At 47.8% G+C, this 25,527-nt stretch carries 22 protein-coding genes; 3 read left to right on the top strand and 19 right to left on the bottom strand.

From position 1 onward, the window contains the following. Nucleotides 1–19: 19 nt before the first annotated feature. On the bottom strand, nucleotides 20–889 hold the full coding sequence (locus GT360_RS03895) for a LysR family transcriptional regulator (RefSeq protein ID WP_164647601.1): 870 nt from the start codon (nucleotides 887–889) through the stop codon (nucleotides 20–22). Nucleotides 890–994: 105 nt separating this feature from the next. On the opposite strand from GT360_RS03895, the gene GT360_RS03900 reads away from it, so the two are divergent. Then, the gene (locus GT360_RS03900) at nucleotides 995–2,191 is read left to right on the top strand and encodes an MFS transporter (RefSeq protein ID WP_164647602.1); all 1,197 of its coding nucleotides are present in this window, start codon (nucleotides 995–997) and stop codon (nucleotides 2,189–2,191) included. 77 nt (nucleotides 2,192–2,268) lie between these two features. On the opposite strand, the gene lipA is transcribed toward GT360_RS03900, so the two are convergent. The 12 genes from lipA to leuS all read right to left on the bottom strand — a co-directional run bounded on the left by lipA (nucleotide 2,269) and on the right by leuS (nucleotide 14,635). Further along, nucleotides 2,269–3,234 carry a lipoyl synthase gene (gene lipA / locus GT360_RS03905; RefSeq protein ID WP_164647603.1) on the bottom strand — a complete coding sequence of 322 codons (966 nt, stop codon included), beginning with the start codon at nucleotides 3,232–3,234 and terminating at the stop codon, nucleotides 2,269–2,271. Further along, nucleotides 3,227–3,880, bottom strand: a complete 654-nt coding sequence (lipB, locus tag GT360_RS03910) for a lipoyl(octanoyl) transferase LipB (RefSeq protein ID WP_164647604.1) — start codon at nucleotides 3,878–3,880, stop codon at nucleotides 3,227–3,229. Before lipB ends, lipA begins: the two co-directional genes overlap by 8 nt. Nucleotides 3,881–4,058: 178 nt before the next feature. Next, the gene (gene ybeD / locus GT360_RS03915) at nucleotides 4,059–4,337 is read right to left on the bottom strand and encodes a DUF493 family protein YbeD (protein WP_164649566.1); all 279 of its coding nucleotides are present in this window, start codon (nucleotides 4,335–4,337) and stop codon (nucleotides 4,059–4,061) included. A 76-nt stretch (nucleotides 4,338–4,413) separates the two neighbouring features. Further along, nucleotides 4,414–5,592, bottom strand: coding sequence for a D-alanyl-D-alanine carboxypeptidase family protein (locus tag GT360_RS03920; protein WP_164647605.1), 1,179 nt, complete (start codon nucleotides 5,590–5,592; stop codon nucleotides 4,414–4,416). A 42-nt stretch (nucleotides 5,593–5,634) separates the two neighbouring features. Further along, on the bottom strand, nucleotides 5,635–6,426 hold the full coding sequence (locus GT360_RS03925; RefSeq protein WP_164647606.1) for a septal ring lytic transglycosylase RlpA family protein: 792 nt from the start codon (nucleotides 6,424–6,426) through the stop codon (nucleotides 5,635–5,637). A 1-nt stretch (nucleotide 6,427) separates the two neighbouring features. Next, the gene (gene rodA / locus GT360_RS03930) at nucleotides 6,428–7,549 is read right to left on the bottom strand and encodes a rod shape-determining protein RodA (protein WP_164647607.1); all 1,122 of its coding nucleotides are present in this window, start codon (nucleotides 7,547–7,549) and stop codon (nucleotides 6,428–6,430) included. Next, nucleotides 7,546–9,432 carry a penicillin-binding protein 2 gene (gene mrdA / locus GT360_RS03935; protein WP_164647608.1) on the bottom strand — a complete coding sequence of 629 codons (1,887 nt, stop codon included), beginning with the start codon at nucleotides 9,430–9,432 and terminating at the stop codon, nucleotides 7,546–7,548. The genes rodA and mrdA overlap by 4 nt, the downstream gene beginning before the upstream one ends. Nucleotides 9,433–9,469: 37 nt before the next feature. Continuing rightward, entirely contained in the window at nucleotides 9,470–9,940 is a 471-nt protein-coding gene (gene rlmH, locus GT360_RS03940) for a 23S rRNA (pseudouridine(1915)-N(3))-methyltransferase RlmH (protein ID WP_164647609.1), read from the bottom strand. A gap of 4 nt (nucleotides 9,941–9,944) precedes the next feature. After that, complete coding sequence (gene rsfS, locus GT360_RS03945) at nucleotides 9,945–10,262, bottom strand: ribosome silencing factor (RefSeq protein WP_164647610.1); 318 nt, start codon at nucleotides 10,260–10,262, stop codon at nucleotides 9,945–9,947. Nucleotides 10,263–10,314: 52 nt separating this feature from the next. After that, the gene (holA, locus tag GT360_RS03950; protein ID WP_164647611.1) at nucleotides 10,315–11,352 is read right to left on the bottom strand and encodes a DNA polymerase III subunit delta; all 1,038 of its coding nucleotides are present in this window, start codon (nucleotides 11,350–11,352) and stop codon (nucleotides 10,315–10,317) included. Then, nucleotides 11,352–11,927, bottom strand: coding sequence for an LPS-assembly lipoprotein LptE (locus GT360_RS03955; protein ID WP_164647612.1), 576 nt, complete (start codon nucleotides 11,925–11,927; stop codon nucleotides 11,352–11,354). The genes holA and GT360_RS03955 overlap by 1 nt, the downstream gene beginning before the upstream one ends. Nucleotides 11,928–12,061: 134 nt before the next feature. Further along, complete coding sequence (leuS, locus tag GT360_RS03960) at nucleotides 12,062–14,635, bottom strand: leucine--tRNA ligase (RefSeq protein ID WP_164647613.1); 2,574 nt, start codon at nucleotides 14,633–14,635, stop codon at nucleotides 12,062–12,064. Nucleotides 14,636–14,751: 116 nt separating this feature from the next. On the opposite strand from leuS, the gene GT360_RS03965 reads away from it, so the two are divergent. Next, nucleotides 14,752–15,222, top strand: a complete 471-nt coding sequence (locus tag GT360_RS03965) for a zinc ribbon-containing protein (RefSeq protein ID WP_164647614.1) — start codon at nucleotides 14,752–14,754, stop codon at nucleotides 15,220–15,222. 67 nt (nucleotides 15,223–15,289) lie between these two features. Here the strand turns inward: GT360_RS03965 and lnt are convergent, their stop codons facing one another. The 5 genes from lnt to miaB all read right to left on the bottom strand — a co-directional run bounded on the left by lnt (nucleotide 15,290) and on the right by miaB (nucleotide 21,045). Beyond that, a complete protein-coding gene (gene lnt / locus GT360_RS03970; protein ID WP_164647615.1) occupies nucleotides 15,290–16,804 on the bottom strand; it encodes an apolipoprotein N-acyltransferase in 1,515 nt (504 codons plus the stop codon). A gap of 99 nt (nucleotides 16,805–16,903) precedes the next feature. Next, nucleotides 16,904–17,806: a CNNM family magnesium/cobalt transport protein CorC gene (gene corC, locus GT360_RS03975; RefSeq protein WP_164647616.1), complete on the bottom strand. Its 903-nt coding sequence runs from the start codon at nucleotides 17,804–17,806 to the stop codon at nucleotides 16,904–16,906. A 61-nt stretch (nucleotides 17,807–17,867) separates the two neighbouring features. Beyond that, the gene (gene ybeY, locus GT360_RS03980) at nucleotides 17,868–18,335 is read right to left on the bottom strand and encodes an rRNA maturation RNase YbeY (protein ID WP_164647617.1); all 468 of its coding nucleotides are present in this window, start codon (nucleotides 18,333–18,335) and stop codon (nucleotides 17,868–17,870) included. A gap of 13 nt (nucleotides 18,336–18,348) precedes the next feature. Next, nucleotides 18,349–19,446, bottom strand: coding sequence for a PhoH family protein (locus GT360_RS03985; protein WP_164647618.1), 1,098 nt, complete (start codon nucleotides 19,444–19,446; stop codon nucleotides 18,349–18,351). 174 nt (nucleotides 19,447–19,620) lie between these two features. After that, entirely contained in the window at nucleotides 19,621–21,045 is a 1,425-nt protein-coding gene (gene miaB, locus GT360_RS03990) for a tRNA (N6-isopentenyl adenosine(37)-C2)-methylthiotransferase MiaB (protein WP_164647619.1), read from the bottom strand. A gap of 242 nt (nucleotides 21,046–21,287) precedes the next feature. On the opposite strand from miaB, the gene GT360_RS03995 reads away from it, so the two are divergent. Beyond that, nucleotides 21,288–22,439, top strand: a complete 1,152-nt coding sequence (locus GT360_RS03995) for a 2-octaprenyl-3-methyl-6-methoxy-1,4-benzoquinol hydroxylase (protein ID WP_164647620.1) — start codon at nucleotides 21,288–21,290, stop codon at nucleotides 22,437–22,439. On the opposite strand, the gene GT360_RS04000 is transcribed toward GT360_RS03995, so the two are convergent. Beyond that, a complete protein-coding gene (locus tag GT360_RS04000) occupies nucleotides 22,428–25,526 on the bottom strand; it encodes an efflux RND transporter permease subunit (protein ID WP_164649567.1) in 3,099 nt (1,032 codons plus the stop codon). The two genes, GT360_RS03995 and GT360_RS04000, sit on opposite strands and share 12 nt — an antisense overlap. Nucleotide 25,527: the final 1 nt, after the last annotated feature.

Consider the following 25,527-nt stretch of genomic DNA (forward strand, 5'->3'; position numbering starts at 1 on the left):
AATTGGGGCTTTTTTTGTTTTATCGGTTCTGTTTGACAAAATCTATAAACGTTCGGTGGGCAATGGATAGATAGCCATTTTTGCGCCATGCGAGCGCAAGGTTAAGTTCTACACTCTCTTCAAAAGGGATGGCTATAATCTCTTTCTCACAGTCTGTGACCATCTCAAGTAGCGCGGTAATCGCAAACTCGTTTTTGACGATACTGAGTATCATTGGCAAAAGATTGGTTTCAAAAGAGAACTGCATAGGCATATCGAGTTCTTGCGCTTTCTTTTCGATGAAATCCCGATGAAAGTAGCCGGCTTCAAAGAGTACCAGCTCGTGTTGGAAGAACTCTTTCAAACTGATGGATTTTTTATTGGCCAGTGGATGTCGCTTCCCTACTGCTGCAACCATATTGGAGGTGAGTAGGTGGTCTGTTTCGAGTGTCTCTGAATCTGTGTAATGGTTAATCACCCCCACATCAAGCGTACCATCAAGCAGCATTTTCCGAATCGAACGAGTACCTGCATTAATGACGGTCAGCTTGAGGTTTGGATAGCGGCTTTTAAACGCCATCAGAATCTCTGGAAAGTAATAGGATCCCATCATACTTGGTACTCCTAAACGCACTTCACCCTTATCGAGTCCTTTTAGCTCTTCCATCGCCGTTTGCGCATCTTCGAGTGTTTGCTGTACTTGCTTGGCATGCTTGAATAACACTTCCCCTTCCAGTGTCAATGACACATGTCTGCCTCGACGGAGAAAAAGAGTTAATCCTATCTCCTGCTCAAGCTTTTTGATTGAGATGCTCAGCGGAGGCTGCGCGATATTAAGCGACTGCGCAGCGAGTGTAAAACTGCCGTACTCGGCAACAGCAATAAAGTGACGAAGATAGTTTGAGTTCATTGATATTAAAAATATATAGAAAGCATAGTTTTAATATATTTAATTTAATACGTTATCGTTGCTAAATTGATCACATGTTGTGGTTTTAAAAGGCTGTCAAAGCCCATGATCGAGTATAAATCTAAAGCGTACTATCGAGTGACATTGAGTCTCGCTCTCGGTGCTTTCTTAATTTTCTGTAATCTCTATTTGTTCCAACCGATGCTACCTGAATTGGCTGAGCAGTTTTCGGCGAGCGCATTTCAAATAAACTGGGTATTTGCGATTACCTCTCTTTTGTTGTCAGTCAGTTTAATTCCCTGGGCAGTCTACTCTGAGCGCAATGGTCGACGCAGGGTGATGCTGATGAGTCTCTTCTCACTGCCGCTGGTGGCCGTTGTCATGATGTTATCCAGCAGCCTGGTGTTGCTGGTGGTAGCTCGAGCTCTTTTGGGCATCTGTTTAGCAGGGTATCTTGCCGTGGGTGTTGCGTATTTGGTTGAAGAGCTGAGCGAAAGAGCGTTCACTCACGCTATTGCCATCTATGTGGCGGCTAATTCAATAGGTGGCATCGGTGGGCGTCTATTTGGCGGTATGCTGTTGGAGTGGGGCACATGGCAGATTGCAGTCGGTGCTATGGGGTTATTGACGTTATCAGGGGCTTTGTTGGTCACGGTGTTGCTTCCACAGCAAAGGCACTTCAAACCCAAAACGGGGCTATTGAAGCATCACAATAGAGCGGTGCTCAAACACTTTAGCCAGCGTCCACTTTGGACTGCGATGCTGATCGGCGGCATCAACTTTGCGCTGTTTGTTAATCTTTATACCGTCATGGGTTTTCGCTTGGTGGCTGCCCCTCATAATTTACCAGTAGGCATCGCGAGTATGATTTTTCTCTGTTACCTGGCAGGAACGTTTAGCTCCAGCCTCTCTTCGAAGTGGATGAGATTGGGTAGCACAAGTGCAGGGATAGGTATCGGGACAACGATTATGTTAGTCGGTATCGTTGTTGCTTACTTTGATCACCTTGCTGCAATGGTATTGGGGTTGTTACTTATTAGCTTCGGAGCATTTTTTTCCCACACGTTGGCTTACGCATGGACAAGTCAGAAAGCAAAAACAGGTAAAGCAACGGCAGTCGCTCTCTATTTGGTTCACTACTATGTTGGAGGGAGTTTAGGGGGATTTTGGCTGATCTATTGCTGGCAACAAGGTGCATGGCTAGCGGTTATGCTCGGTAGTGCTCCCCTGATTGGCATGCTACTGATTCTTGGTTTTAGCCTAGAAAAAATGAGGCCGCAGCAAATTGCACCTAGCCCTTAAAGTGTGGCGCATAAAGAAAAGGGTTGGCTATATGCCAACCCTTGCTAAATATCGTCTTTGAATACGACTTCAATACTTTACTTAACTTCAATGCCTTGTGCTTGCATATCAGCGTGATATGAAGAGCGTACAAACGGGCCACAGGCAGCATGAGTAAACCCAAGGTCAAGCGCAATCTCTTTGAGCTCATCAAACTCTGCTGGTGGCACATAACGCTCTACCGGAAGGTGATGGCGGCTCGGCGCTAGGTATTGACCAAGCGTGAGCATAGTCACGCCGTGAGCGCGCAAGTCTTTCAATACTTCGATGATCTCTTCTTTGGTCTCGCCAAGGCCCATCATCAAGCCTGATTTGGTTGGAACATCGGGATGCTGCTCTTTGAACTTCTGTAGCAGTTGCAAAGACCACTTGTAGTTCGCGCCAGGGCGAGCTTTTCGGTAAAGGCGTGGTGCCGTTTCAAGGTTGTGGTTGAAGACATCGGGTGGATTGTCTTTAAGAAGCTCTAGTGCGACATCCATGCGACCACGGAAGTCAGGAACTAGGGTTTCAATCTTAATATTTGGGCTTAGCGCACGGATTTTACGGTTACAATCAGCAAAGTGCTTTGCACCACCGTCACGCAGATCATCACGGTCAACAGAAGTCACGACAACATACTTAAGCTTCATATCCGCAATCGTCTTAGCCAGCTTCTGTGGTTCATCAACCTCAGGAGCGACAGGGCGACCATGGGCAACATCACAGAAAGGGCAACGACGTGTACAGATTGCACCTAGAATCATGAAGGTTGCCGTACCGTGGTTGAAACATTCCGCTAAGTTAGGGCAAGAAGCTTCTTCACAAACAGAGTGAAGGTTGTTCTTACGCATTGCTGATTTGATGTCTTGAATACGCTGGCTATCTGCAGGCAGCTTGATTTTCATCCAATCAGGCTTGCGCAGAACTTCTTTTTGCTCTGTTGGCATATTCTTGACTGGAATAAGAGCCATTTTATCTGCGTCACGATATTTGACGCCTTTTTCCATTTGGATTGGTTTACTCATGTTCTACCGCTTCCGTAATGAACTCGATGTCTTGATAATCAAGTAAAGCAACAAGTTCTTTAATTAAAGGTGACTGGGCTTGTTCTAATTGTGTAATTGGGGTGAGGTCGCTGAGTTGCACCATCTCCATACCCGCGTAGCCACAGGGGTTAATCCGCAAGAATGGAGCAAGATCCATGTTGATGTTGAGTGCGAGGCCGTGGAAAGAGCAGCCACGTCGAATACGCAGACCAAGTGAGCATATCTTGCGGTTTTCGACATAGACACCAGGGGCATCAGGGCGTGCAGCAGATTCGACATCAAAATGTTTGAGTGTATTGATGACGGTGTTCTCGATATGAGTGACTAGGTCACGAACGCCGATGTTTTTGCGGCGTAAGTTAATCAATACGTAGGCAACAAGTTGACCAGGACCATGATAGGTCACCTGACCGCCGCGATCACTTTGTACGACAGGTATATCTCCTGTGTTGAGTAGGTGCTCATCCTTACCTGCCTGACCCTGGGTAAATACAGGGTTATGTTCAACAAGCCATACTTCATCGATCGTGTTTTCATCACGCGTATCGGTAAAATCATGCATTGCTTGCCATACAGGTTGGTAATCTTGGCGACCTAAGTGTCTGACAATCAGTTTCTTTTCCATCTAAGTTCCATGATCAAATACAAACTTCGCTTGGGATTATAAACAGGAACGCGTGACTAAACTACATTTTGATGACAGGTTTTTAACGTGACAATAGGTACGGTGTTTTTATGTTTATGATAAATAACAAAAAAGCAGCCTAAGGCTGCTTTCAAAAAAAATTTAAAACTTAAACTTTTTACAGAACCATGCGAACAATGTCGATTTCGCCAAGTTCTTTGTACAGTGTTTCAACTTGCTCGATAGAGGTCGCAGTAATGTTGATAGACACTGAGTGGTAGTTGCCTTTTGCACTTGGCTTAACCACAGGGCTGTAATCACCAGGAGCGTGACGTTGGATCACTTCAAGCACTTTCTCTGGCAGTTCAGGCTTAGCGTAACCCATAACCTTGTAGGTAAATGAGCATGGGAACTCAAGCAAGTCTTTCAATTTTGCATCTGAGTTAATCGTCAGCATAATAAACTCCAAATTCTCTGGTACAGGAATGGGCACGAATAGTACTGCCATTCCTGTTTGATCTCAAGGTTGAGTGTTAGAACCAACTGTTCACTAGCATAATGATGTAGTCCCACATGCGGCGGAATACGCTACCTTCACCCACAGACTCAAGTGCAACCACTGAGTATTGAGCGATGTTTTCACCCTCAAGATCATAGTATAGCGTACCGACCTTCTGGCCTTTTTCGATTGGCGCTTTGAGCTCTTGGTCAAGGACAAAGTTAGCTGTTAGGTCATCCGAGCTGCCACGAGGGAGCGTGACGTAAGTATCTTCATTGAGTCCTAGGTCGATCGTAGGCTTATCTGCCATCCAGATTTTTTCTGTTGCAAACACCTCACCCGCATTATTTGGCGCCACAGTTTCAAAGAAGCGGAAGCCATAGCTAAGGAGCTTTTTACTTTCTGCTTTACGGGCATCAGGGTTCTTTGCTCCCATGACAACCGCAATCAGGCGCATTTCACCTTGCGTCGCTGAGCTTACCAAGTTGTAGCCCGCTTGGCGGGTGTAACCTGTTTTGATGCCATCAACGTTCATGTTTTTATCCCACAGCAAGCCATTGCGGTTGTGTTGAGTGATGCCGTTGTAGGTAAAGGATTTGGTTGAGTAGACGCGGTACTCTTCGGGTACGTCGCGGATCAATGCTTGTCCAAGTAGTGCCAGATCATAAGGCGTGGAATAGAGCTCTGAGTTGTCGAGCCCGTGTACGTTGCCATAGTGAGAGTTGGTCATACCGATTTGCTGTGCCCAGCCGTTCATGAGATCGACAAATGCACCTTCAGAGCCAGCGATATGCTCCGCAGCAGCCACACAAGCATCGTTACCGGATTGAACGATAATACCTTTATTAAGCTCTTCTAACTTAACGGTTTTACCCACTTCGAGAAACATTTTAGATGAGCCAGGGAAATTACGTGCCCAAGCATTTTTACTGATGGTGACATCATCATCCAGTGAGACATTACCCGCTTTGATCTCTTGACCAATAACATAGCTGGTCATCATTTTGGTCAGGCTTGCTGGTGATAGTTGAGTGTGCTCATTGCTGGCAGCGAGCAGCTCGCCAGTATGGTAGTCCATGAGAACATACCCTTTCGCTGCAACCGCTGGCGGATTTGGGACTATGCTGGCATTGACAGTGGTTGAGACGAGCAGTGATGCCATAGAGGCAATCATAGCCTTACCGAATGACGGCTTGGTAATAAGATTGGTCATAGTATTCTGATAATATTTGCTTGTTGTTTTTATAGGACTACTTTACTTGGAATTGTGCTTGCGGATAAAGGCAGAGTGATATCCCGAACCTTTGATTTCCGACAACGTAGCCTTGGTTTCATCATAATCGGCAAAAGGGCCAAGAAGAATTCGATAAACATTGTTTGCAGGCTGGACAAAGCTATCCACGCCCAAATCATCGCTTAGCTTAGCGGCCAATGCCTCTGAGCGATCTTGGTGCTGTGAGCTCGCAACTTGAATAATATAGTTGGGGTGTTTGGAGTTGCCCAATTGAGAGGCTGGTTTTTCGACGGTTATCACTTCAATCTCAACGTTCGCAACACCCGCTTGAACCACACCGAGTTTATGAGCGGCGGCGTAACTTAGGTCAATGATACGTCCTTCGTGGAATGGTCCACGGTCGTTGACTCTCACAATCGTCTGCTTGCCGTTATCGGTGTTAGTCACTTTGACATAACTGGGTAGCGGTAGTGTTTTGTGGGCGGCCGTCATAGAGTACATGTCGTAAATCTCACCATTAGATGTGAGATGGCCATGAAACTTCTTGCCGTACCAAGAGGCTTGTCCTTTTTCAGTGAACCCTCTTGCATCTTTAACGATTGTGTAGTCTTCACCGCGTAGCGTATAGTCTTTGTTGCCCCCTAGGCTATAGGGTTCATAGCGTGGTGTTACGCCTTCAACATGCTCTACAGAGATAGGCTGTTGTGGTGGTACATCATCCTCAAGATCATAGCGTTCACCCTCTGTTGTGGAACAGCCGAAGAGAAGGCTCGAAGAGAGAGCGAACCAACAGAGCTTATGATTGAATTTCATACTAAGACGCCTTAGAGAATGCTTTTCGATGAGTGTGAATCGACATTAAGATGCCAAAGCCTGCCATGAGTGTCACCATTGAGGTACCGCCATAGCTAATTAGAGGTAGGGGAACGCCCACAACAGGTAGGATTCCGCTCACCATACCAATGTTTACAAAGACATAGACAAAGAAGCTCAACACGATACTGCCCGCCATCATGCGACCAAACGCGGTTTGAGCATGACTGGCGAGATAAAGCCCGCGACCGATGATGTAAAGATAAAGGGCAAACAATGCGAGAATACCCAGCATTCCCCACTCTTCAGCGATCACCGCAAAGATAAAATCAGTGTGGCGCTCGGGTAGGAACTCCAGTTGTGACTGCGTGCCTTGCAGCCAGCCTTTACCTGATATACCACCCGAGCCGATAGCAATCTTACTCTGGATGATATGGTAGCCAGCCCCCAGAGGATCGGATTCGGGATTAAATAACGTTCTTACGCGCACCTTCTGGTACTCGCGCATTAGGAAGAACCACAAGATAGGTACGAATGCACCAACGCCGACAATCGCAGCGGTGATGATTTTCCAGCTGATCCCCGCTAAGAAAATAACGAAGATACCTGAGGCTGCAATCAAGATAGATGTTCCGAGATCGGGCTGTTTGGCGATCAGTATGGTTGGAACAACCACCATGACAAGTGACATGACGAGTGTCTGAAAGGTCGGTGGTAAAGTGCCTTTGCCGATATAACGGGCGATCATCAAAGGGACCGCTAACTTCATCAGCTCAGAGGGTTGGAAGCGAACAAAACCAAGGTTTAACCAGCGCTGAGCCCCCTTGGATGCTTCACCAAAAAAGAGCACGCCGAGCAGCAGGCCTAAGCCACAGAAGAACATGATCGGAGCTAATGCCTCGTAGGTACGCGGAGGTATCTGAGCAAGAACAATCATCACGACGATGGAGAGCACCATGCGCATCGCCTGTCTATCCATCATGCCAGCATCTTGGCCGCTAGCACTGTACATCACGACAAGACCGAAGGCCATGAGGGCAAGTATGCCCAGTAGCAAAGGTAGGTCGATGTGTAAGCGCTGAAAGAAGGCGCGGTTTTGACCAGTCGATGGGTCTAGTTTCATTTCACAGCTTCCTCTGCAGGCGACATGAGTACTTTGTCGAAGATTTCACGGACAACAGGGCCACCATTACTTGAGCCTCCCCCCGCGTTTTCAAGCACAACGGTGACAATGATTTCAGGGTCATCAAGAGGGGCAAAGCCAGTATACAAGGCGTGATCACGCAGGTGCTCTGCGATTTCATCGGCGTCATACTCTTCTTCTTCGGCTAAGCCAAAGACCTGTGCAGTACCAGACTTACCTGCCGTCTTATAATCCATATTAGCGAAGGCACGACGAGCCGTGCCTCGATTGCCGTGGTTGACCAAGTACATCCCCTCAAAAGCGATATCCCAATATTTGTTGGGTACGTCAGTAATTGGTGGGAAGGTCTCTATCTCTGCCAACTCTTGACGTTCAAAACGCTCACCATTGTCGATGGTCGCTCTCAAAAGGTGAGGGGCAATGACTTCACCACGGTGAACCAATACAGATGTTGCTTTAGCTATCTGCATCGGTGTTGCTGTCCAATACCCCTGACCGATACCCACCGGGATGGTATCACCTTGATACCAAGGTGTTTTGTGGCGAGCCATTTTCCATTCACGCGTCGGCATGTTCGCTCGACTCTCTTCGTGAATATCAATGCCAGTAAAATCACCAAAGCCAAACATCTTCATCCATTTAGAAATGCGGTCGATGCCCATGTCATAGGCGATTTGATAGTAGAAGGTATCAACAGACTCTTCGATGGATTTCACCACATCTACTTTACCGTGTCCCCAACGCAGCCAATCACGGAATGGGCGTGTATTGGAGTTAGGAATGCGCCAATAGCCCGGGTCATTACGAGTCGTACGCGTAGTGATAACCTCTTCTTGCAGAGCGGCTACGGCTAAGAAAGGCTTGATGGTTGATGCTGGTGGATAAATACCCAGTGTAGCGCGGTTCACCAAAGGACGGTTTTTATCGTTCAAGAGCGCTCGATAAGCTTTACCTGATATACCGTGAACAAAGGCATTAGGATCGTAACTAGGGCTCGATACCATGCCCAATACGCCATTGTCATCTGGGTCCAGGATGACTGCAGAGCCTCGGCGGCCGTCAAGTAGGTTGAATAGGTAGTTTTGCAGGCGAATATCGAGGTTGAGCACGATATCCTTGCCTGGTGTTGGCGGTACGTATTTTAGAGTGCGAATAACACGACCACGGCTGTTCACTTCCACTTCTTGATAGCCGGCAGTGCCGTGCAGCATATCTTCGTAATAGCGCTCAATACCCAGTTTACCAATATCACGTGTGGCCTGATAATTTGCCTCTTTCTCTTCACGGATCAAGCGCTCCATATCGCGATCATTGATACGCGACACGTAGCCGATGACATGGGTGAGAATTTCGCCATAGGGGTAGTGGCGCTTCAGTGTGGCATTGACGTTGACACCAGGAAACTTATGTTGATGAACCGAGAAGGTGGCAACTTGTTCTTCGGTAAGCTGTGTGAGTAGTGGTATCGCGTTAAAGCGGCGAGTTCTGCGACGATCTCGTTCAAAGCGCTCGACGCGTTCATCGGTAATAGTAAGAATGCCACGCAGCCCTTCAATGGTCGCAGACATATCTTTTACTTGCTCAGGGATGATCTCTAAGTTGAAGACCGGGCGGTTTTCAGCCAGCAAAACGCCATTTCGATCATAAATCAAACCACGGTTAGGCGCGATTGGCACAACCTTAATGCGGTTATCGTTCGAACGAGTCTTGTAGTCTTGATACTGATTGACTTGAATGTGGTAGAGGTTGGCGAGCAACACACACATCGAAGCGATGATAACAATAAACGCAGTGACAGCACGCGCTTTAAATAGGCGTGACTCCTCACGGTAATCTCTTATTTTGCTACGCTTACGCAACATCTACACACATCTCAACTAATGAAACCGAGCGTTTCGGTTATTCGCGGTGGTAAGGGTGGTTTGCCGTTACACTCCATGCGCGATACAGCGCTTCTGCCATAATCACGCGCACCATAGGGTGTGGGAGAGTCAGTGGAGAAAGTGACCAGCTTTGATCTGCCGCCGCTTTACAAGCTGGCGCTAACCCCTCAGGGCCACCGATCAGAATCGAAACATCACGGCCATCCAGTTTCCAAGCATCCAGCTGACCTGCGAGCTGCTCGGTATCCCAACGCTTACCAGGAATATCTAGAGTAACGATACGGTTGCCTTTTGGCACGGCCGCGAGCATCGCTTCGCCCTCTTTTTGCAGAATCCTTGCAATGTCAGCATTTTTTCCGCGCTTTCCAGCGGCCACTTCAACCAATTCAAGTGGCATATCATGGGGAAAGCGGCGTTTGTACTCTTGAAAGCCTTCTTCTACCCATTTTGGCATTTTCGTGCCGACGGCAATAAGTTGTAGCTTCATGAGATTAGTTCCAAAGCTTCTCTAGCTGATAGAGCTCACGATGTTCCTCTTGCATGACATGCAGCATCGCATCGCCCATATCGAGTACGACCCATTCACCTTCGGTCTCGCCATCGATACCTAATGGTTCCATGCCGAGCTTTTTGATTTCTGTAGCGACATGTTCTGCGATTGAAGAAACATGACGCTTGGAGGTACCAGTACAGATCACCATAAAATCCGTTACGCTGGATTTACCCGTCACGTCCAACAGAGTGATGTCTTGTGCTTTCATATCGTCGGCTTTGTCAGCGAGAAAGTCTCGCAATTCTTCACGTAGCAAGGTGGTACCCTCAATGTACTGTTTAAAAATAGGCGCGGAGTATAACACGCTTTTAGTGTGCGCGGCGTATCTCTACAGGGAATGTGGCCTGCGGTGAACATAAAGTAAGCCCGAGCTGTTGAATCAGTGGCCATACAGGCTGCTCATACTGAGTTTTCAGCGTCACTTCCGCGCTAGACAGCAACGACCAACAGTAACGTAGAGATTGGCTATCTAATCTCTGGAGCGCGGCAGAGTAGAGTGGTCGCTTTGATTGCCAGATGCGATGCTTCTCAAAAACTTGAGCGATAGAGCTAAGCTGCATCTCACCTTGGAGCTGAATGAGCAGTTTTAACTCTTTTTGAATAGCTCGAGCGATGATGACACCCTCCACACCTTCGGCTTCAAGCTGACGCAGTATTCTCTGGGCTCGATTCGCTTTACCCGCAAGCAGCGCGTCAATCCAATGATAGACGGTAAAGTGGTTGTGGCGACTCAGAGACTCTTCGATACGTACCAAACTCAGTTGTCCATCAGGGTACTGAAGCGCTAGCTTCTCAAGGCTCTGTGTCAGAGCAAGTAGGTTGCCCTCGTGCCATTGAGCGAGCATTTGTAGAGATTCTTGGTCTGGCTTTAAGCCGAGCAGATTACAACGCTGACGCACAAACTGCGGCAAGCGCGTAATGTCAGGTGTTAAGCAGTTAACCCAAGTTCCCTGTGAGGAAAGCGCTTTAAACCACTTACTGTTCTCTTGTGCCTTGGTGAGTTTGCTGCCAACCACAACCAGAAGCGTTTCTGGATTTATATGTGCAGCAAGCTCGACGAGCTCTTTACCCTGTGCGGCATTGACGCCTGATTCACCGACTTCAAGTTCAACAATCTGCTGACTCGAAAATAGGCTCATTGCTTGAAAACAATCGAAAATAGCGTTCCAATCGGTTTGATTATCTAAGGTAAAACGATGGCGCTCTAAAAAGCCCTGCGCTTGCGCTTGCTGTGCAATCGCTTGACGCGATTCATGAAGCAGCAGTGGCTCGTTACCGAAAACGAGATAGACAGGGCTTAGCTTTTTGTTCAGCTGTTCTTGAAGGCGGTCAGCAAAAATGCGCATTATTGTGCTGGCTCAAGCTTCACTTTGTATTCGGTGCGGTTTTCTTCCCATTCAAGGGCTTCAAACGCTTCAATATCGGCGCGGATACGGCCCATTTGTCGAATAATCTGTGTGGCCGCGAGTTTACGCATCTCATCTTCGATCATTTCGCGCTCAACCGACTTCGCCAGTGCAGTCAGTGGGTTATCTAGATAGCTGCGCGTAATGGTCGCCGTGAAGCTGTGGGAGCCGATATCCGGTACTGTCACACGGTAGTTTGCGTTGTAGGTGAGCTCTTTTTCTGCTGCACGGGCATTTTGATAAAGCGATAGGGTGCGTTCATCAATCGATTCACTCGTGATGTGTAAGTTAGGGATGTCAGCGCGTGGGTAAACAAGGTCGATATTGTTCAAGCTCAATTCGGTTTCAACCAGGCGAGTGAGGGTGCTGTATTTGTCGTAGCTGGTGAGCGACATGTGATGCAGCTCTTCTGGAACCGTTGATTCACCACGAAGCTGGAAGCCACAAGCGCTGATTAAAGAAGCAAGACAAACTACGAGCAGTACTCGCATTGTAGAAAGGGTTTTAGTGTGCATGAATGTCGCTCTACTACCTTGTTAAGTCATTTACTGAATGGGACTAATTGCGTTAATCCCATTTAGTAAACAATCAGGGCGATGAATCACCCTGATTAGAGTTACTTTAGCGTCAATGAGTTCGTAAAAAACTATTAGTTCGCTACGATGTTTAGAAGTTTACCTGGTACATAGATAACTTTACGAACCGTTTTGTCTTCTGTGAACTTAGTAACGTTCTCATCGTTTAGACCTAGCTCTTCGATCTCTTCTTTAGAGATGTCTGCAGGTACAGTCAGTTTCGCACGTAGCTTGCCGTTAACCTGAACGATGATGAGCTTCTCGTCTTCAACCAGCGCTTTTTCATCGTGAGTCGGCCATTGGGCATTATCAACGTCAGCAACACCTAGCGCAGCACCCATCTCAAATGAAATGTGCGGAGTGATAGGGTAAAGCATCACGACTACGGCTTTTAGCGCTTCATCAAGGATGGCACGGTCTTGTATAGATTCTTGAGGTGCTTTTGCTAGTTTGTTCATCAGCTCCATGATGGCAGCGATTGCTGTGTTGAACGTTTGACGACGAGCGATATCGTCAGTCACTTTCGCGATAGTCTTGTGAACGTCGCGACGAAGTGCTTTTTGGTCGCTAGACAGTGCTGATGTATCCACTGCTTCTGCCGCGCCTTTCGCTGCGTGCTCGTTGACGAGTTTCCAAACACGTTTTAGGAAGCGGTTTGCGCCTTCTACGCCAGACTCTTGCCACTCAAGCGTCATGTCTGCAGGTGATGCAAACATCATGAATAGACGAACAGTATCAGCACCGTACTTGTCGACCATCTCTTGAGGGTCAATACCGTTGTTCTTCGACTTAGACATCTTGATCATGCCCGAGTGTGCTACGTCACGGCCTTCGTTGTCTTTCGCTGAAGTGATGCGACCTTTACCGTCACGCTCTACAGCTACGTCAGTTGGTGCAACCCACTCTTTACCGCCTTTGTCGTTCTCAAAGTAGAACGCATCCGCTAGTACCATGCCTTGACATAGCAGTTGCTTGAACGGTTCGTCAGACGTTACGTAACCTGCGTCACGTAGCAGTTTGTGGAAGAAGCGTGAGTACAGTAGGTGCATACAAGCGTGCTCGATACCACCGATGTACTGGTCTACTGGTAGCCAGTAGTTTGCTTTTTCTGGATCTAGGATGTCGTCAGCTTGTGGTGAACAGTAACGTGCGTAGTACCAAGAAGACTCCATGAACGTATCGAACGTGTCAGTTTCACGTAGCGCAGGCTCGCCGTTGAACGTTGTCTTCGCCCACTCTTTGTCAGCTTTGATTGGGCTAGTTACGCCGTCCATTACCACGTCTTCTGGAAGAATTACTGGCAGTTGGTCAGCGAGTACTGGGTGAACTTCACCATCTTCAGTCGTTACCATTGGGATTGGAGCACCCCAGTAACGTTGACGAGATACACCCCAGTCACGTAGACGGAAGTTTACTGTCTTAGTTCCTTTACCTTCTGCTTCAAGCTTGGCTGCGATTGCATCGAACGCTGCTTGGAACTCTAGCCCGTCGAACTCACCTGAATCGAACAGTACGCCTTTTTCAGTGTACGCCTCTTCAGAGATGTTTAGCTCGCTGTCATCAGCTGGCTTGATCACTGGGATGATGTCTAGACCGTACTTAGTAGCGAACTCATAGTCACGTTGATCGTGTGCAGGTACTGCCATAACAGCGCCTGTGCCGTAGTCCATCAGTACGAAGTTAGCTACGTAAACAGGAACCTCACGACCGTTCAATGGGTGAATAGCAGTAAGGCCAGTTGCCATACCCTTCTTCTCCATTGTCGCAAGCTCAGCTTCCGCAACTTTGTTGTTCTTACACTCTTCGATGAACGCGGCAAGCTCAGGGTTGTTCTCAGCGGCTACGGCTGCTAGAGGGTGACCTGCTGCGATACCCACGTAAGTCACACCCATTAGTGTGTCTGGACGTGTTGTGTAAACTTCTAGGTCTTGTTGACCCTTCACTTCGAATTTCAGTTCTACACCTTCAGAGCGGCCGATCCAGTTACGCTGCATGGTCTTAACCATTTCAGGCCAACCATCTAGGTTATCTAGGTCGTCTAGTAGCTCTTGAGCGTATTCAGTGATCTTGATGAACCACTGTGGGATCTCTTTTTGCTCTACAGGCGTGTCACAACGCCAGCAGCAACCGTCTTCTACCTGCTCGTTAGCCAGTACCGTTTGGTCGTTTGGACACCAGTTAACGGATGAGGTCTTCTTGTAAACTAGGCCTTTGTTGTAAAGCTTAGTGAAGAACTCTTGCTCCCAACGGTAGTATTCAGGCGTACAAGTAGCAAACTCACGGTTCCAGTCGTAACCAAAGCCTAGAAGCTTAAGCTGGTTTTTCATGTACTCGATGTTTTCGTAAGTCCATGGTGCTGGTGCCGTGTTGTTCTTAACAGCAGCGTTTTCTGCAGGTAGACCAAATGCATCCCAACCGATTGGTTGCATTACGTTTTTACCCTGCAGGCGTTGGAAACGAGAAACAACATCACCGATTGTGTAGTTACGCACGTGGCCCATGTGCAGTCGGCCACTTGGGTAAGGGAACATGGATAGACAGTAGAATTTTTCTTTGTTTGGGTCTTCACTTACAACAAAGGTCTTGTTGTCATCCCAGTGCTTTTGAACTTTTTGTTCAATATCTTGAGGATTGTATTGTTCTTGCATCGATGATATCCGGTTATCTTGGAATTTGTGAGTTCGGTTAGAACAGACTTTAATAGATCGTCATAGAATACCTAAAGGTAAGTGGTACAACAACCATTGTGTTGAGGGAGGTTACTATGCCAAAACGTAAAGCAGGTTATGAAGAGGTGGTTGAGAACGCAATTGAGACCATCAAACATAGTCCAGAAGAGCTCAATCATGTGTTAGAGCGGTCAGGGGAGTACCTGGACGCAGCCAATGATATGACTAAAGATGAACTCGCGTTGATTTCGGCTTACGTCAAATCTGATCTCAAAGAATTTGCTGATAATTATGAAGAAAGTAAGGGCAGCCCTTTCTCTCTCATGATTGCTGATTCTATCTGGCAAGGGTTGTTGGACATTACTGACCGCACCAAAGTCGAGTGGGTAGAACTGTTTGCTGACCTAGAGCATCAGGGCCTATACCAAGCTGGAGATATGATTGGTTTAGGGGTGTTGATGTGTGAAAACTGCGCTCACAAAGTAACGTACAATCACCCGACGGTGATCAGTCCTTGTCCGAAATGTGGCAAAACGGCGTTTAGTCGTCAGCCTCTAAAGCCATAACGATTGAAGCCACAGTCATTTAATGATTGAGTTTAAGCCCCTCTTAACAGGAGGGGCTTAACTTTATCTATGCAGTTCTCTTTCTAAGCCAAGCCGCGAGCAATAGCCCCAATACAGACCAAATATAAAGCGGCCATCGTCCTACACCGTGGTATGGTGTCTGGCCATCGGTCGATTCCACCTCTGCGGTTAAAACAGCGGTCTCAAACTGCGGGATTTGGGCTACGATATTGCCGCGATAGTCGGTAATCGCAGTCACACCGTTGTTGGTTGAGCGGATGACGGGTTTACCCAACTCAAGAGCGCGCATGCGAGCAATTTCCATATGCTGTTGCGGGCCAATCGAGTCACCAAACCATGCATCATTAGATAGCGTCAGAATAAAGTCGGTATCATCATTCACGTTGTGCCGAATCTGTTCATTGAAGATGATCTCGTAACACAAGGCTGCAGCGAAGTCTTTGCCATTAGCCACGACATTAGGCTGAACATAAGCCCCACGGCTGAACGAGGACATTGGCAGATTGAAGAAAGGGGCCAGCGGTCGAAAAATATCTTCAAATGGCACAAACTCTCCGAACGGCAGTAAGTGATGTTTATGGTAGCGATCTTCGGGGTTGTAGCTGTAATCCTGACCCGTCTGACCAACCGCCAGTACGCTATTATAATAAAGCCCTTCATCACTGCGGTTGATCACGCCAGTGATCATAGCGCTATCATATTCTTTTACCAACGCATCGAGATTCGCCAGATAGGACGCTATTTCATACTCGAAAGCAGGAATAGCCGCTTCCGGCCAGATAATAATGTCTGCATCACGGTGATCTTTAGTGAGATCCGTGTATTTGATGATGGTTGGCCAACGCTCGCTAGGTAGCCATTTAGAGGCTTGATCAATATTGCCTTGTACCAGGGCAAAGCTGGTTCTCGAATCAGGATTTGGTGTTACCCAGTGGGCTGCATTCAAGCCATAACCAGTAGCGAAGATGACTGCGGGAGCAAGTGCAAGGCTCCAGCGTTTTGTCAGTAGCGTAAGTGTTGTGAGTGAGGCAATCAGTAGGGTGGCAAAAGTGACTAAGTCGACACCACCAAGCGGGGCGAAGTTACCTAGCGGAGAGTCAATCTGGCTGTAGCCCATCCATAACCAAGGAAATCCTGTCATCACCCAGCCACGCAGCCAGTCGCTGATGAGCCACAAAATAGGCACAGCAAGGGCGTAGCGCGTTAGATTGTTCTTGGGAAAGTATCGGTTAGTAATACCAGCAAAAAGCGCTGGGTATACCGCAAGATAGCCAATGAGAAGCGCCATCAAAAACAAGCTGGCAATCTTTGGCATGCCACCAAAGGTATCAATACTGACATGCACCCAGCTAATACCAGTGGCAAAGCTACCAATTCCCCACAGCCATCCAAGCCAAGCAGCTTGTTTTGCAGAGCGTGATTGAATCAGTATTAGAAACAGTAATATGCTGACAAGGGCTAATGGCCAAAGTCCATAAGGGGCAAAGGCGAGAGTAGACAGCGCTCCTGCTGCAATAGCGAGTAGACTGAGGAAAAACTTGTTGTTAAAAACCACGGCCATAAATCTATCTTTTGATTGTTCCATAAAATATGGGCAAGCCTGAGTAGACTTGCCCATGATACCCACACTGTGGGTGATCGTATTTACGCTTGTTGCGCGTTATTCTTGAGTTTCAATCGGTTGCGTTTGAATCTCAGGAATGGTCACCTGAAGTTGCATGATGCGGCGGTTGTCCGCTGCCATGATCTTGAATAGGTAACCCTCAATTTCTACCATTTCACCACGAGAGGGCAGGTGACCAAAGGCTGTCATTACTAGACCGCCGATGGTATCCACTTCTTCCGTGCTGAACTGGGTATCAAATTGTTCGTTGAAGTCGTCAATAGTGGTAAGCGCTTTAATTGAGAAAGTGTGCTTACTTAACTTGCGAATATCCAACTCATCTTCATCATCGAATTCGTCTTCGATTTCACCAACGATCTCTTCGAGAATATCCTCGATGGTAACGAGACCTGAAACCCCACCAAATTCATCCACGACAATCGCCATATGGTAGCGTTCTTCACGGAATTCTTTGAGAAGTCTATCGACTCGCTTGCTCTCTGGCACCACTACCGCAGGGCGAATGACTTGTTGAATGTCGAACGGCTCACTATCAGAGCCTAGGTAGCGCAGCAAATCTTTTGCTAGCAAAATACCCTCAACATGGTCTTTGTCTTCGCTGATCACAGGGTAGCGAGAGTGCTGTGCATCTGTCATCAAAGTTACAATGTCGTCAAAAGCTTCATTGAGGTCAATGGTGACAATTTGAGAGCGCGGGATCATGATGTCACGAACACGTTGCTCTGATATTTCCATGACACCTTCGAGCATATCTCGGGTGTCATGGTCAATAAGGTCGTTTTCCTCGGAGTCACGAATGACATCTACGAGTTCTTGACGGTCTTTAGGCTCACCTTGGAAAAGCTGCCCGATACGTTCAAATAAAGTCTTGCGACTCGGACCTTCAGATTTTTCTTTCTTACTACTTTCGTTAGAAGAGGGAGGGTTTTCTTCGTTCATTGTTTCTCAGTTAAGTAACGCTATCAAAGTGTGATAGCACACATATAAGGCATTGAAAAAACTAGCTTTCTTTCTCTGCTATGTAAGGGTCTTCAAACCCTAACTTCTGCATAATTTCGGTTTCGAGGGATTCCATCTCATCCGCTTCATCATCCTCGATATGATCATAACCTAGCAGATGCAAGCTACCATGTACAACCATATGAGCCCAGTGGGCGTTCAAGGGCTTGTTTTGCTCTTGTGCCTCACGTTCAACTACCTGACGGCAGATGATCAGGTCGCCCAAAAGATCCAACTCAATCCCCGGTGGTGTTTCGAAAGGAAATGACAATACGTTGGTTGGTTTGTCTTTTCCACGATACTCATGGTTAAGTTGATGGCTCTCTTGCTCGTCAACGATGCGTATCGTCACCTCGGCTTGAGGTTGAAACAGAGTAACAGCCGCGTCTAGCCACTGTTGAATCAGTGTTTCACTTGGCAAGTTAGCTTCATCTTCTACAGCTAGCTGCAGATCAAGGGCGATGCTCATTGGCTCGGTTCTCTTATTGTTTTGTGACTTCTTCTGCGGCGTTTAGTTCCGCTTTTGCGCTTTCAAGCAGTTTCGCTTCACGTTCCTCACGGCGACGCTTCTCAAACTCTTTGCGCTCTTTCTGATCTTGCGCTTCCCACTTTTCATAGGCATTAACGATACGCGCAACAACCGGGTGGCGAACAACGTCATCCGACTGGAAGAAGTTAAAGCTGATCTCATCGACCTCACTCAACACTTCAATTGCGTGGCGCAGGCCTGATTTGGCACCGCGTGGCAAGTCAATCTGGGTGATATCACCGGTGATAACGGCGCGAGAGTTGAAGCCGATACGGGTCAAGAACATCTTCATCTGTTCAACCGTCGTGTTTTGGCTCTCGTCGAGAATGATGAACGCATCATTCAGTGTACGACCACGCATATAAGCCAATGGCGCAACTTCAATCACGTTACGCTCGATGAGCTTTTCAACGCGCTCGAAGCCCAGCATTTCAAATAAGGCATCGTAGAGTGGGCGCAAATACGGGTCGACTTTTTGGCTCAAATCACCCGGCAAGAACCCCAGTTTTTCGCCCGCTTCTACCGCAGGTCGAGTCAATAGAATACGACGAATCTCTTGACGCTCTAGCGCATCAACTGCAGCAGCAACCGCTAGGTAAGTTTTACCGGTACCTGCAGGACCAATACCAAAGCTAATGTCGTGCGTTACCATGTTGACAAGGTACTGGGCTTGATTCGGTGTACGTGGTTTGATCACGCCTTTTTTGGTCTTAATAAAGACCTCTTTGCCGTGCTCAATCGTTGCTTCAGTATTTTGCTCTAAAATCCCCGTCTCTTTGATCGCAAGATGAATCTGCTCTGGCTCAATGTCGGGAATATTACCGCGAACTGGCGCTGTATTGACGTAGAGCGTCTTTAGAATTTCAAGGGCAGCAGCAGACGTGTGCGGTTTTCCTACGATGGTAAAGAAGTTGCCACGATAGCTGATTTCAACGCCAAGTCGACGCTCTAGGTGTTTGATATTGTCGTCAAAAGGACCACAAAGACTGGCAAGGCGACGGTTATCAGACGGTTCTAGGTCGATCTCTAGTGTAACAATTTTATTGCTCAAATTAGCCTCTCATGTTGTGCCATATTCATTGTGCTACGAGTGTGCGCTTGGCTCACGAATAGCAAGAAGCCCGATTGAGACCGGGCTTCTAATGGCGGTATCCTAACCCTAAGATGGTCACTCAGAGTTGGATTTTCAAGCTCTCAACTAGAGCTTTATATGGAGAATGTGCAATTATGGTGTAAATGTCGCTACACCCAGCTCATCTTCACGCTTGGTCTTCGCCATCATTTGAGTTGGTGAGATCACGCTGCGAAGGTCCATCTCTTTTTCTGTACGAACGATTTCGCCGCGAAGAGAGTTTGCAAATACATCTGTGATTTTTACATCAACAAACTGACCAATAAGGTCTGCGCTACCCTCAAAGTTGACAACGCGGTTGTTTTCCGTACGTGCACGAAGCTCCATTAGGTTCTTCTTCGATGGGCCTTCAACCAATACACGCTGTTCAGTATCAAGCATCTGACGTGAATAACGCATCGCTTGGCTATTTACCACTTGTTGCAGCTCATATAGGCGCTCTTTCTTCTCTTGCTCAGGTGTGTCACACGGGTAATCTGCCGCTGGCGTACCTGGACGTGGAGAGAAGATGAAGCTGAAACTCATGTCAAAATCGACATCTTTGATTAGCTTCATTGTGTCTTGGAAATCTTTGTCTGTTTCACCCGGGAAACCAACGATAAAGTCAGAGCTGATGTGGATATCAGGACGCGCTTTACGTAGTTTGCGAATGATTGACTTGTACTCGATCGCTGTGTGAGGGCGTTTCATTGCCGTCAGGATACGGTCACTACCACTTTGTACCGGCAGATGAAGGAAGCTCACAAGCTCAGGTGTATCTTCATAAACTGCAATGATGTCATCACCAAACTCAAGTGGGTGGCTCGTTGTAAAGCGGATACGGTCGATACCATCAATAGAAGCAACAAGGCGAAGCAGCTCTGCAAATGTACAGATGTCACCATCGTGCATTGGGCCACGGTATGCGTTTACGTTTTGACCCAGAAGGTTAACTTCACGTACACCTTGGTCAGCAAGCTGTGCAATCTCAAATAGCACGTCGTCCATCGGACGGCTCACTTCCTCACCACGAGTATATGGTACAACACAGTAAGTACAGTACTTAGAACAGCCTTCCATGATAGAAACGAATGCCGTCGCACCTTCAGCACGCGGCTCAGGTAGGCGGTCAAACTTCTCTATCTCTGGGAATGAAATATCCATGACTGGCGCATCGTCGTTTTGCGACTGCTTGATCATCTCAGGTAGACGGTGAAGTGTTTGTGGGCCGAAGATAACGTCAACAAATGGTGCACGCTCACGGATGTGGTCACCCTCTTGAGTCGCAACACAGCCGCCCACGCCGATAACCACGCCTTCTTTCTTGTCTTTAAGTGTCTTCCAACGACCAAGCTGGTGGAATACCTTCTCTTGCGCTTTTTCACGGATAGAACAGGTATTGAGTAGAAGTACATCTGCCTCTTCTGGATCTTCTGTTAGTTCAAAGCCATTCGCGGCATTTAGAAGGTCAGCCATTTTTGATGAATCGTATTCGTTCATCTGGCAGCCCCAGGTCTTAATTAGCAGTTTCTTACTCATCTTTGTTCGCTCGATCGTTAGTTTAAAATAAGGGAGCAAATCGCCCAGCGTATCTCCGCGCAGCGGTGGAAATCGAGGTGCTGCTGCGGCAAGCGGCGTATTGTACTGCTTTCATCTGCACCGCGCCACTATTGATTCAATCACGGAATAGACCAGCAAAATGTGCCTTTTATACTTACAATTTATAGGCGAAAACGTACAATCGAAAATAGACGATAAATCAGTTAGATAATGAGTAAATAATGAACAAGTATGATATTGCCATTGTGGGCGGTGGCATGGTTGGTGCAGCGTTAGCGGTAGGCTTTGCAAAGCAGGGGCGTAAAGTCGCCGTGATTGAAGGGCACAAGCCGACACCATACTCCCCAGACCAATCGATGGATATTCGAGTATCGGCAATATCGGAAGCTTCGGTACGCTTGCTAGAGCAGCTTGGCGCTTGGCAACATACCGTGCAGAAGCGCGTTTGCCCTTATCGTCGCCTAGAAACGTGGGAACATCCTGAATGCCGTACCCGTTTTAGTGCTCAAGAGATGCAGCTTGATCAGTTAGGCTATATTGTCGAAAATCGCCTGATTCAACTGGGTCTATGGCAAGAGTTTGAGCAATACGACAACCTTGACGTGTTGTGCTCTGAGGAATTAGACACCATGACCTTTGGTGAAGAAGATAATCACCTTCACCTCGTGTCCGGAAAGACGGTTCAAGCGAGTTGGGTGGTAGGCGCGGACGGTGCCAACTCAAAAGTCCGTCGCTTGTCAGGGATAGGCATAACCGCTTGGGATTATCGTCAACACTGTATGTTGATCAATGTCGAAACAGAACAGGATCAGCAAGACATCACTTGGCAGCAGTTTCTTCCTTCTGGGCCTCGCTCTTTCTTACCCTTGTGTGGTCAACAAGGCTCACTAGTTTGGTATGACTCACCGAAACGGATCAAACAGTTGATGGCATTGAATCACACGCAGCTTGAGCAGGAAATAGTCCGTCATTTCCCTCAAGAGCTCGGTGGAATCACGGTATTGCAAAAAGGCGCTTTCCCCCTCACTCGTCGTCACGCTCAAACCTACATTAATCAACGCTGTGTACTCGTTGGCGATGCAGCGCACACGATTAATCCACTCGCAGGGCAAGGCGTGAACTTGGGCTTTAAAGATGCTCAGTGTTTACTCGATGTCACCGCCGAAAAAGCGTTGACCCCTGAAGGGATGAAGCAATATCAGCAACGACGCTATCCAGATAATTTGCTGATGCAAACGGGTATGGATGTCTTTTACAAGGGCTTTAGTAATCAATTGCCGCCGCTGCAATTCGCCCGCAATGCTCTGCTGAAACTTGCAGAGCATTCGGGGCCAATCAAACAGCAGGTATTAAAATACGCATTAGGCTTGTGATGTTAGTGCCTCACTTTGAGTGCTTTTGTGAGAGCGACGACTAAGTGTGAATAGTGCAGGCACCACGTAGAACGAGATTAATGTGGTAAGCAGAGTGCCTCCTGCGATAGCCACAGCAAAGGGCGGCCAAAACCCGCCACCCGCGAGAATCAGTGGAAGGAAGCCGCCAATGGTCGTAATGGTTGTGGAGGTGATGTGGCGGGTGCAGCTCATAACGCCTGCGGTGATGGCTTCTTGATCGCCAGCCATAGATTGGCTGTCGGATTTTAGCTCAGCCAGAATGACAATTGCGGCGTTGATGGCTAAGCCTATAACGCCGAGCAAGCCAATGATGACGGTAAAACCGAACGGATAAGAGAACACCCACACGGATAATAAGCCGAGCCCTGCCGCCAGCCCTGCGACAAGGAAGATAATGCCGCTGAAGCGAAATGAGTTAAATGACAAGACAATCACGAGCACCATTAGGGTGATCACCATTGACAGACTGCTCATTAGATTGGCGACGGATTCATCTCGCTCTGCGGATTCCCCGCCAAACTCTACCTGAAAGCCATTAGGTAGTTGCTTAATGTAGTCATTAACGTTGGCTTTAAACTCATTCAAAGCGGTTTGTGGCAATACACCTGCGGCAACGAACCCCTCAATAGTATTGACTCGCTGACCGTTGCGACGAGTGATGGCACCACGACTCGGGGCGATATCAAATTCAGTCAGTGCCGACAAAGGCAGGAGTAGTGTTTGATTACCGTTGGAGCTGGCTAAAGGCAGTTGGGCGAGCTGTGAGAGCCTTTCTCTATCCTCTTCTGCGACTTTTACTCTGACAGGAATCGACTCCGTCCCTTCGATAATACTTCCTTGCACTTGACCAACGAGTGTTGTCTCTAATGTGTTTGCCAGCTGTGAGAGTGTCATACCGCTTAATAACGATGCTTGCTCGTTCACATCCAGCCAAATCTTAGGAACCCCCGGCTGAAGAGTACTGCGTGTGTGTGTGACATCTTGGGTTTGCGCCATAATTAGACGAATATCTTCACCAATTTGTTTGAGTCCATCGAGGCTGTGACCATAGATGCGGATCTCTAGTGGGGCATTAAATGGAGGACCTTGTTCGAGCTTGCGCACAAGAACTTGTGCGTTTGGTACCACTCGGTCGAGTTTCTTTTGTAGCTGGGGAACATATTCGTTGGCGTGACTAAAGTGCTCCATCTTGACCATGGCTTGTGCAAAGTAGGGTGCGCCGCGTTGGTTGCTTAACAAGTTGTAATAAAAAGATGGGAAGTTAGTACCCACCAACCAGTTGACAGATTCTACATGGCTATTTTCACGAATTGCCTGCTCCACTTTGTCGACCGTCTCTTCCGTTGCATAAATGCTGGCTTGAGGGGGCAGGAATACTTGGACTTCGAACATGTCACGGTCAGAAGGAGGGAAGAACTGCTCGGTCAGCTGTCCGGCAGACCAAAAACCGAATAGAGGAATAGTGCACACGACCAGCGCCGACTTTATAGGGTTGTGAACAGCAAACCGCACCGTTTTTTCGAACTGGTTTGCTATTTTCGGCAGTTGTATTCCGTGGTGATACCAATGCTTGGTATTGCTGACTTTCGGTAGAAAGCGAGCGGCAAAGCCAGCGACGAGAGTGTGAGCAATCAGGTACGAACCAACCAAAGAGAACGACACAGTAATCGCAATCGCCCCTACGAACTCACCGGCGGGGCCAGGCATTAGGAATATCGGCGCGAAAGAGAGAACCGTGGTGAGCGTCGAGCCCAACAGAGGTATCCATAGGTGCTTGATGGCTTCGAAAGCTGCAGCGATGCGGCGTTGCCCTTTTGCGCGATAGCTCTGAATGGTATCGACCATCACGATGGCATTGTCGACCATAATACCGAGGGCGACAATAAGTCCTGTCACCGACATCTGGTTAATCGGGATCCCTGTCGCTTTCATCATGGTCAGCGTTAACATACCCGTTAATGGCAGTGATAGGGCAACAATCCAAGCAGAGCGTATCCCTAAGGTGATAAGCAATACGGCAAGTATAAGACTAAAGCCAATCACCAGACTCGTAATCAGCTCAGAGAGACGTGTCTGCGTATAGCCGTCCTGCTCAAAGAGCAAGTCAACAGCTAGGTGACGCGGTAAGTTCGACTCAAAGCGCTCGATAAGAGCATGTGCTCTTGGTGTCCATCTATCGACACGGACACTCGGTTGCATACGGGCAGCGACAATAACAGCGGGTTTACCATCAACCAGTGCAATTTGCGCTGGTGGCGTATTATAGGCTCGCTCTATAGAGGCAACATCTTCTAAATGAACCACGTAACCATGTTCATCCAGCGCTATCGGGACCTGTTTAATACGCTCTAATGAATCGAGTGATTTACTCATCTCAAGTGCGAAACGGTTTTGTCCATTCACCAACTCACCTGCCGAGTTTTTTGCGTCTGAACCGCCAATAGCTTGTGATAGGCTTTGTGTACTCCCCCCAAGGGAAGCAACTGCCCCTCGGTCGATGGAAACTAAAATCTCTTCGGTTACCGTGCCATACTCGTCAACAAATTCAGTACCGCTCATGGCTCGAAACTGTTGTGCCAGCTCTTTTGCGTAGCGATTCATTACCAATAAGTTTGGATTTTGTTCTCCTTGCCAAGTAATGGCCGTAATCAAAGTAAAGGCGTAGGAGTGATCACTGTCTAGTACTGGCTCTGACACCCCTTGCGGCAGCTTCGGACGAACATCACTTAGTTTGTCTCTGACTCTCGACCACACCGGTTCAGAGTCAGTGATGGTATCGAGTAACTCAATGCTGACCACTGAGATACCCGCACGGGATGTCGAGGTGATGAGCTGAATATCATCGAGGGTACGCAATTCTGTTTCTATTTTCTCTGTAACCAGCGCCTCCACTCGTTCAGGCGTTGCACCAGGGAAGTGTGTGGTAATCGCCGCATTACGGTTGGTGATTAATGGATCTTCTGCGCGAGGCAGAGATTGCAGGGCAGAGAGACCAGAAACGATCAGTAAAGCGGTCACAAGAATCAGTAGTCGAGTGTTGCGAAGGATCAGTTCAATCATTTTGATG

The organism is Vibrio astriarenae, from assembly GCF_010587385.1.
Lineage (GTDB): Bacteria > Pseudomonadota > Gammaproteobacteria > Enterobacterales > Vibrionaceae > Vibrio > Vibrio astriarenae.